The 6,048-nt window shown below is 70.5% G+C and carries 3 protein-coding genes and 4 pseudogenes; 6 read left to right on the top strand and 1 reads right to left on the bottom strand.

The window, feature by feature from the left end:
* The 3 genes and pseudogenes from ASF38_RS18975 to ASF38_RS17070 all read left to right on the top strand — a co-directional run.
* Positions 1–480: pseudogene (locus ASF38_RS18975) on the top strand (6-phosphogluconate dehydrogenase); the annotation flags it as partial.
* 3 nt (positions 481–483) lie between these two features.
* Complete coding sequence (recF, locus tag ASF38_RS05035) at positions 484–1,617, top strand: DNA replication/repair protein RecF (protein WP_055962455.1); 1,134 nt, start codon at positions 484–486, stop codon at positions 1,615–1,617.
* Between the two features lies 1 nt (position 1,618).
* Positions 1,619–2,230 carry a DUF721 domain-containing protein gene (locus tag ASF38_RS17070; protein WP_082480387.1) on the top strand — a complete coding sequence of 204 codons (612 nt, stop codon included), beginning with the start codon at positions 1,619–1,621 and terminating at the stop codon, positions 2,228–2,230.
* A 26-nt stretch (positions 2,231–2,256) separates the two neighbouring features.
* On the opposite strand, the gene ASF38_RS05025 is transcribed toward ASF38_RS17070, so the two are convergent.
* A complete protein-coding gene (locus tag ASF38_RS05025; protein WP_055962458.1) occupies positions 2,257–3,096 on the bottom strand; it encodes a phosphatase PAP2 family protein in 840 nt (279 codons plus the stop codon).
* Between the two features lie 245 nt (positions 3,097–3,341).
* On the opposite strand from ASF38_RS05025, the pseudogene ASF38_RS05020 reads away from it, so the two are divergent.
* The 3 pseudogenes from ASF38_RS05020 to ASF38_RS18965 all read left to right on the top strand — a co-directional run.
* Positions 3,342–4,958, top strand: a pseudogene (locus ASF38_RS05020) (DNA gyrase subunit B); the annotation flags it as partial.
* A 1-nt stretch (position 4,959) separates the two neighbouring features.
* Positions 4,960–5,363 (top strand): annotated as a pseudogene (locus ASF38_RS18970) (DNA topoisomerase IV subunit B); the annotation flags it as partial.
* 196 nt (positions 5,364–5,559) lie between these two features.
* Positions 5,560–6,048: pseudogene (locus tag ASF38_RS18965) on the top strand (DNA gyrase subunit A); the annotation flags it as partial.

The following is a 6,048-nucleotide window of genomic DNA, read 5'->3' as shown; positions in this document are numbered from 1 at the left end:
GAGTCCGGCTTCGTCCACGCGGGAAGTGTCGGCGCGGGGCACTTCTCCAAGATGGTCCACAACGGCATCGAGTACGCCATGATGCAGGCCTACGCCGAGGGCTTCGAGCTGCTCGAGAAGGCCGAGCTGGTCGACAACGTCACCGACGTCTTCGACTCGTGGCGCGTGGGCACCGTGGTCCGTTCGTGGCTGCTCGACCTCCTGGTCAAGGCCCTGCAGGACGACCCCGGCCTGTCGAAGATCCGCGGCTACGCCGAGGACTCCGGTGAGGGACGGTGGACCGTCGAGGCGGCCATCGACCACGCGGTCCCGGCACCCACGATCGCGGCGTCGCTCTTCGCGCGGTTCGTGTCGCGCCAGGACGAGTCGCCGGCCATGCAGGCCGTCGCGGCCATGCGTCAGCAGTTCGGTGGTCACGCCGTGCAGGCTGCGTCCGAGGCCGGTCACGACCCGGCCGACATGGACGCACGCCCCTCCTGACGCATGCACGTCGCCCGTCTCTCGCTGCACGACTTCCGGTCCTACCCCGAGGTCGAGATCGTTCTGGAGCCGGGACCCACCGCGTTCATCGGGGCGAACGGCCAGGGCAAGACCAACCTCGTCGAGGCCGTGGACTACCTCTCGCGGCTCGACTCGCACCGCGTCTCGTCGGACACGCCCCTGGTGCGGGCCGGCACGGACCGAGCCGTGGTCCGGGCCGAGGTCGTGCGGGGTGATCGGACCGCGCTGCTGGAGCTGGAGATCACGCCGGGTCGGGCCAACCGGGCCCGGGTCAACCGCGCCGCACTGCCGCGCACCCGCGACCTGGTCGGCGTGCTTCGCACGGTGACCTTCTCCCCCGAGGACCTGGCGCTCGTCAAGGGCGACCCGTCGGACCGGCGCCGGTTCCTCGACGGACTGCTCGTGCTGCGCACCCCGCGGCTCGCCGGCGTGAAGGCCGACTACGAGCGGGTCCTGCGTCAGCGCAACGCGCTGCTGAAGTCCGCCCGCAGTGGACGGTTCTCGAATCGACAAGTCGACATGTCGACTCTCGATATCTGGGACGACAAGCTGGCGACCCTGGGTGGTGAGCTGGTGGCCGCGCGCATCGCGCTGCTGCACGACCTGGCACCGTTCCTCGTCGACTCGTACCGGACGGTGGCCACCGAGGCGGCGGCCGACCGGCGCGACGTCACCGCCCTCTACCGTGCGTCGACCCCGGCCGACGACGAGTCGCCCGCCGGGGTCCGGGAGGCGTTGCTCGCCGGCATCGAGGAGCGTCGACGCGACGAGCTCGACCGAGCGGTCACGCTCGTCGGTCCGCACCGCGACGAGGTGGAGCTGGCCATCGGCACCCTGCCCGCCAAGGGCTACGCCAGCCATGGCGAGTCGTGGTCGCTCGCGCTCGCGCTGCGACTCGCGTCGTTCACGCTCCTGCGCGACGACGACGGCGACGACCCCGTGCTGATCCTCGACGACGTCTTCGCCGAGCTCGACCAGGGTCGGCGCGAGCAGCTCGCCGAGCTGGTCGGCGACGCCGAGCAGGTGCTCGTGACCGCGGCCGTGGCCGAGGACGTTCCCAAGGCGCTCGCCGGGCAGCGGTTCGACGTCCACGGCGGACAGGTCACCGGAGCATGACGTGAGCGGTCCGGACGACGACGCCCCCGGTGACGACACCTCCGGCGAGGACGCACCCGACAGGGCCACCCCAGGCTCGGACGGTCCTGCTGACCACGCCCCCACGGACCCGCCCGATCGGCCGGACACCGGGGCGGTCGAGCCGGACCCGCTCAGCCTGGCGCGCGAGATCGCCGACTCCTACCGCGGCACGGGCGCACCGGTTCGACCACGGCGGCGTCGGGTCCACGGCTCCACCCCGGCTCGGCGCAAGGGTCGCGAGGACCCGTCGTCGGTGGCCGACGCCCTGGGCGACCTGGTGCGCCAGCAGGGCTGGGACGGACGTCTCTCGGCTCAACGCGTCTTCACCGACTGGGCCTCGATCGTCGGTCCCGAGATCGCCACGCACTCGGCGGTCGACGGGTACGCCGACGGCATCGTGCACGTGAAGACGGACTCCACGGCCTGGGCCACCCAGCTGCGTCTGCTCGCCCCGCGCCTCGTGGCACGCCTGAACGAGGAGCTCGGCGACGGCTCGGTCCTGCGCATCGAGGTGCGCGGTCCCCAGGCCCCGTCGTGGAAGCGTGGCCTCCGCTCGGTCAAGGGTCGCGGCCCGCGCGACACCTACGGGTGAGGTCACCGACCTCCGCTGGCCAGCCCCTACGACGTCGGCGTGACCCGGTTGGCCGCGGCGACGCCGAGGCCGAGGGCCACACCCAGGGCTCCGAGCACGAGCGCGGCGTCGGTGAAGCCGTCCCACCCGTACGACGGGCGCACACCGATGGCGACGAGTGCGACGATCGCACCGATCGATCCGACGAGGGCGAGCAGCCAGGTGCCGGGGACCCGTTCGTGGTCGCTGCCCAGCAGCACGGAGACGGCGGCCGTCCACGCGGTCGTGACCAGCACGGCGCCCACGACGTCGGACGGACGGTGCCAGCCGGCGACCACGGTCGAGGCTCCGGTCAGGGCGACGGCGAACGCGCCGACGGGGACCACGAGCGGGCGCATCCACCGCGGGGAGACCAGGCACAGCGCTCCGACGCCCGAGGCGATGACGGTGGTGTGGCCGCTCGGGAAGCTGTTGGACGCCACGACGCCGTCGACGAGGTCGGCACGCTGGAGCAGCACGTGCTTGAGCACCTGCGTCGTGACGTTCGCCCCGGCGATGATCGTCAGGGCCCCCACCGCCAGGGGAACCCGTCCACGCGACAGCGCCAGCGCCACGCAGACGATCGACACGATCCCGATGGCACCGATCGAGACGTAGCCGAGCACGCTCAGCACCTGCAGTTGGGTCTCGCGCCCGGCGACCACGGTGTTCATGGCGCGCTCGTCGAGGCGCTGGCCGAGCGGCGTCAGCAGGACGAACCAGACGAGGACGCCCCCGAGGGCCACGGCGGCGACCGCCGTGAGAGCGGCCGGACCCCGCACCGCGGAGCCGCGGACCGGACGCTGCGGCGTCGGTACCGTGGTCGGGTCGGGTTCGGTGAGCGCCATGGCTCAACGATGACGCATGGCTGCAACCTCCGTCGAACGACGCCAGAGTGGCCGCAGACGCTCGAACAGGACCGGCGGGCGATCGGGCCATGGGTGACCACCCTGCGCGAGGCTCCCAGGCATGCTCTGTGGCCTCCCAGTGGCATCTGAGCGGGAAAAGTCCGCGGCTGACACTGGGGACAGTGCGCTGGGAGCCACAGAATCGCCCGTATACTGATTCGGTGACCACAACTCCAGACGACGCCGTGACTCCCGAGAACTCAGCGCCGACGAACGAGGACATCGTGACCGATGGCACCGTGACGGACGAGGGTGGAGCTGCTGACGGCGGAACCGCCCTGCAGCGCGGCGGCCCGGTGGCCGGCTCCTACGACGCCAGCAACATCCAGGTGCTCGAGGGCCTCGAGGCGGTCCGCAAGCGCCCCGGCATGTACATCGGCTCCACCGGTGAGCGCGGCCTGCACCACCTGGTCTACGAGGTCGTCGACAACTCCGTCGACGAGGCCCTGGCCGGTCACGCCTCCCACATCGAGGTCACGCTGCAGGCCGACGGCGGCGTCAAGGTCGTCGACGACGGTCGTGGCATCCCGGTCGACATCCACCCCACCGAGGGCATCCCCGCGGTCACGCTCGTGCTCACGTCGCTGCACGCCGGCGGCAAGTTCGGCGGCGGCGGCTACAAGGTGTCCGGCGGTCTGCACGGTGTCGGCATCTCCGTGGTCAACGCGCTGAGCACGACCATGCACACGGTGGTCAAGCGCGACGGCTTCGTCTGGCGGCAGACGTTCGACAACGGCGTGCCCACGGCCGAGCTCGAGAAGGGCGAGGCCACCGACGAGACGGGCACGGCGCAGACCTTCTACGCGAACGCCGAGATCTTCGACTCCGTCGAGTACAGCTTCGACACCCTCAAGACGCGGTTCCGCGAGATGGCCTTCCTCAACAAGGGCCTCGAGATCCGGCTGCGCGACGACCGCGACGCAGCCGTCGAGGCCGCCGCCGACGACTCGGTCGTCGACGAGATCGAGCGCGAGGTGCAGTTCCGCTACGACCGCGGACTCGTCGACTACGTCGAGCACATCAACGTCGGCAGCAAGTCGCCGATCCACCGCGAGGTCATCTCCATCGAGGCCGAGGACGAGGCCAAGGGCCTGTCGCTCGAGATCGCGATGCAGTGGAACGACTCCTTCACCGAGTCGGTGCACACCTTCGCCAACACGATCAACACCCACGAGGGCGGCACGCACGAGGAGGGGTTCCGGGCAGCGCTGACCACCACGGTCAACAAGTTCGCCACCGCGCAGGGCCTCATCAAGAAGGCCAGCGACAACCTCTCGGGCGAGGACATCCGCGAGGGCCTCACCGCGATCGTCTCCATCAAGCTGGAGGAGCCGCAGTTCGAGGGCCAGACCAAGACCAAGTTGGGCAACAGCGAGGCCCGCTCCTACGTGCAGTCGGTCGTCAACGACTACATCGGCGCCTGGTTCGAGCAGAACCCCGCCGAGGGCAAGGTCATCGTGCGCAAGTCGATCGACGCCGCCACGGCACGTCTCGCCGCGCGCAAGGCGCGCGACCTCGCCCGCAACCGCAAGGGCCTCATGGGCGGCGGTGGTCTGCCGGGCAAGCTGGCCGACTGCCAGTCGCGCAACCCCGAGGAGTGCGAGATCTTCATCGTCGAGGGCAACTCGGCCGGCGGTTCGGCCAAGGGTGGTCGCGACCCGTACGCGCAGGCGATCCTCCCGCTGCGCGGCAAGATCCTCAACGTCGAGAAGGCCCGGATCGACAAGATCCTGCAGAACGCCGAGGTCCAGGCGATCATCAGCGCGCTCGGCACCGGCGTCCACGACGACTTCGACATGGCCNCCCTGCTGCTCACGCTGCTGTTCCGGTTCATGAAGCCGCTCATCGACGGCGGCCACGTGTACCTGGCACAGCCGCCGCTGTACAGGATCAAGTGGACGAACTCGCCCCACGAGCTGGCCTACACCGACAGCGAGCGAGACGGTCTGCTCGCGGCCGGCGCCGAGGCGGGCAAGCGTCTGCCCAAGGAGGCCCCGGTGCAGCGCTACAAGGGTCTGGGCGAGATGAACGACTCCGAGCTGTGGGACACCACGATGGACCCGGCGCAGCGCGTGCTGCGCCAGGTGACGCTCGAGGACGGTGCCATGGCCGACGAGATGTTCACGATCCTCATGGGCGAGGACGTGGAGCAGCGTCGTTCCTTCATCCAGCGCAACGCCAAGGACGTCCGCTTCCTCGACATCTAGGCCGGCCGCCAGCGTGGCCCCAGCCCCTCACCGTGACCTCTCCGAAATGAGCACCGACCGATGACGCAGACCCCTCCCGAGCACGACCGCACCGAGCCCGTCGAGCTGCAGGTCGAGATGCAGCGCTCCTACATCGACTACGCCATGAGCGTGATCGTGTCGCGCGCGCTGCCCGACGTGCGCGACGGCCTCNNNNCCCTCGTGCGCCTCGCGCAGCACTGGGTCATGCGCGCGCCGATGATCTCGGGCCAGGGCAACTTCGGCTCGCCGGGCAACGACGGCGCCGCGGCCATGCGGTACACCGAGTGCAAGCTCGCGCCCATCGCCATGGAGATGGTGCGCGACATCGACAAGAACACCGTCGACTTCCGGCCCAACTACGACGGCCGCTCCCAGGAGCCCACGGTCCTGCCGGCCCGGTTCCCGAACCTGCTCGTCAACGGCTCGGCCGGCATCGCCGTCGGCATGGCCACCAACATCCCGCCGCACAACCTGCGCGAGGTCGCCGACGGCGCCCAGTGGGCGCTGGCCCACCCCGAGGCCGGTCGCGAGGAGCTCCTCGAGGCGCTCATGGAGCGGATCAAGGGTCCGGACTTCCCCACCCACGGCCTCATCGTCGGCACCCAGGGCATCGACACGATGTACCGCACGGGTCGCGGATCGATCACGATGCGCGGCATCGTCG

This window comes from Aeromicrobium sp. Leaf272, assembly GCF_001422865.1.
GTDB lineage: Bacteria > Actinomycetota > Actinomycetes > Propionibacteriales > Nocardioidaceae > Aeromicrobium.
This window is presented reverse-complemented; position numbering and strand designations above follow the sequence as displayed.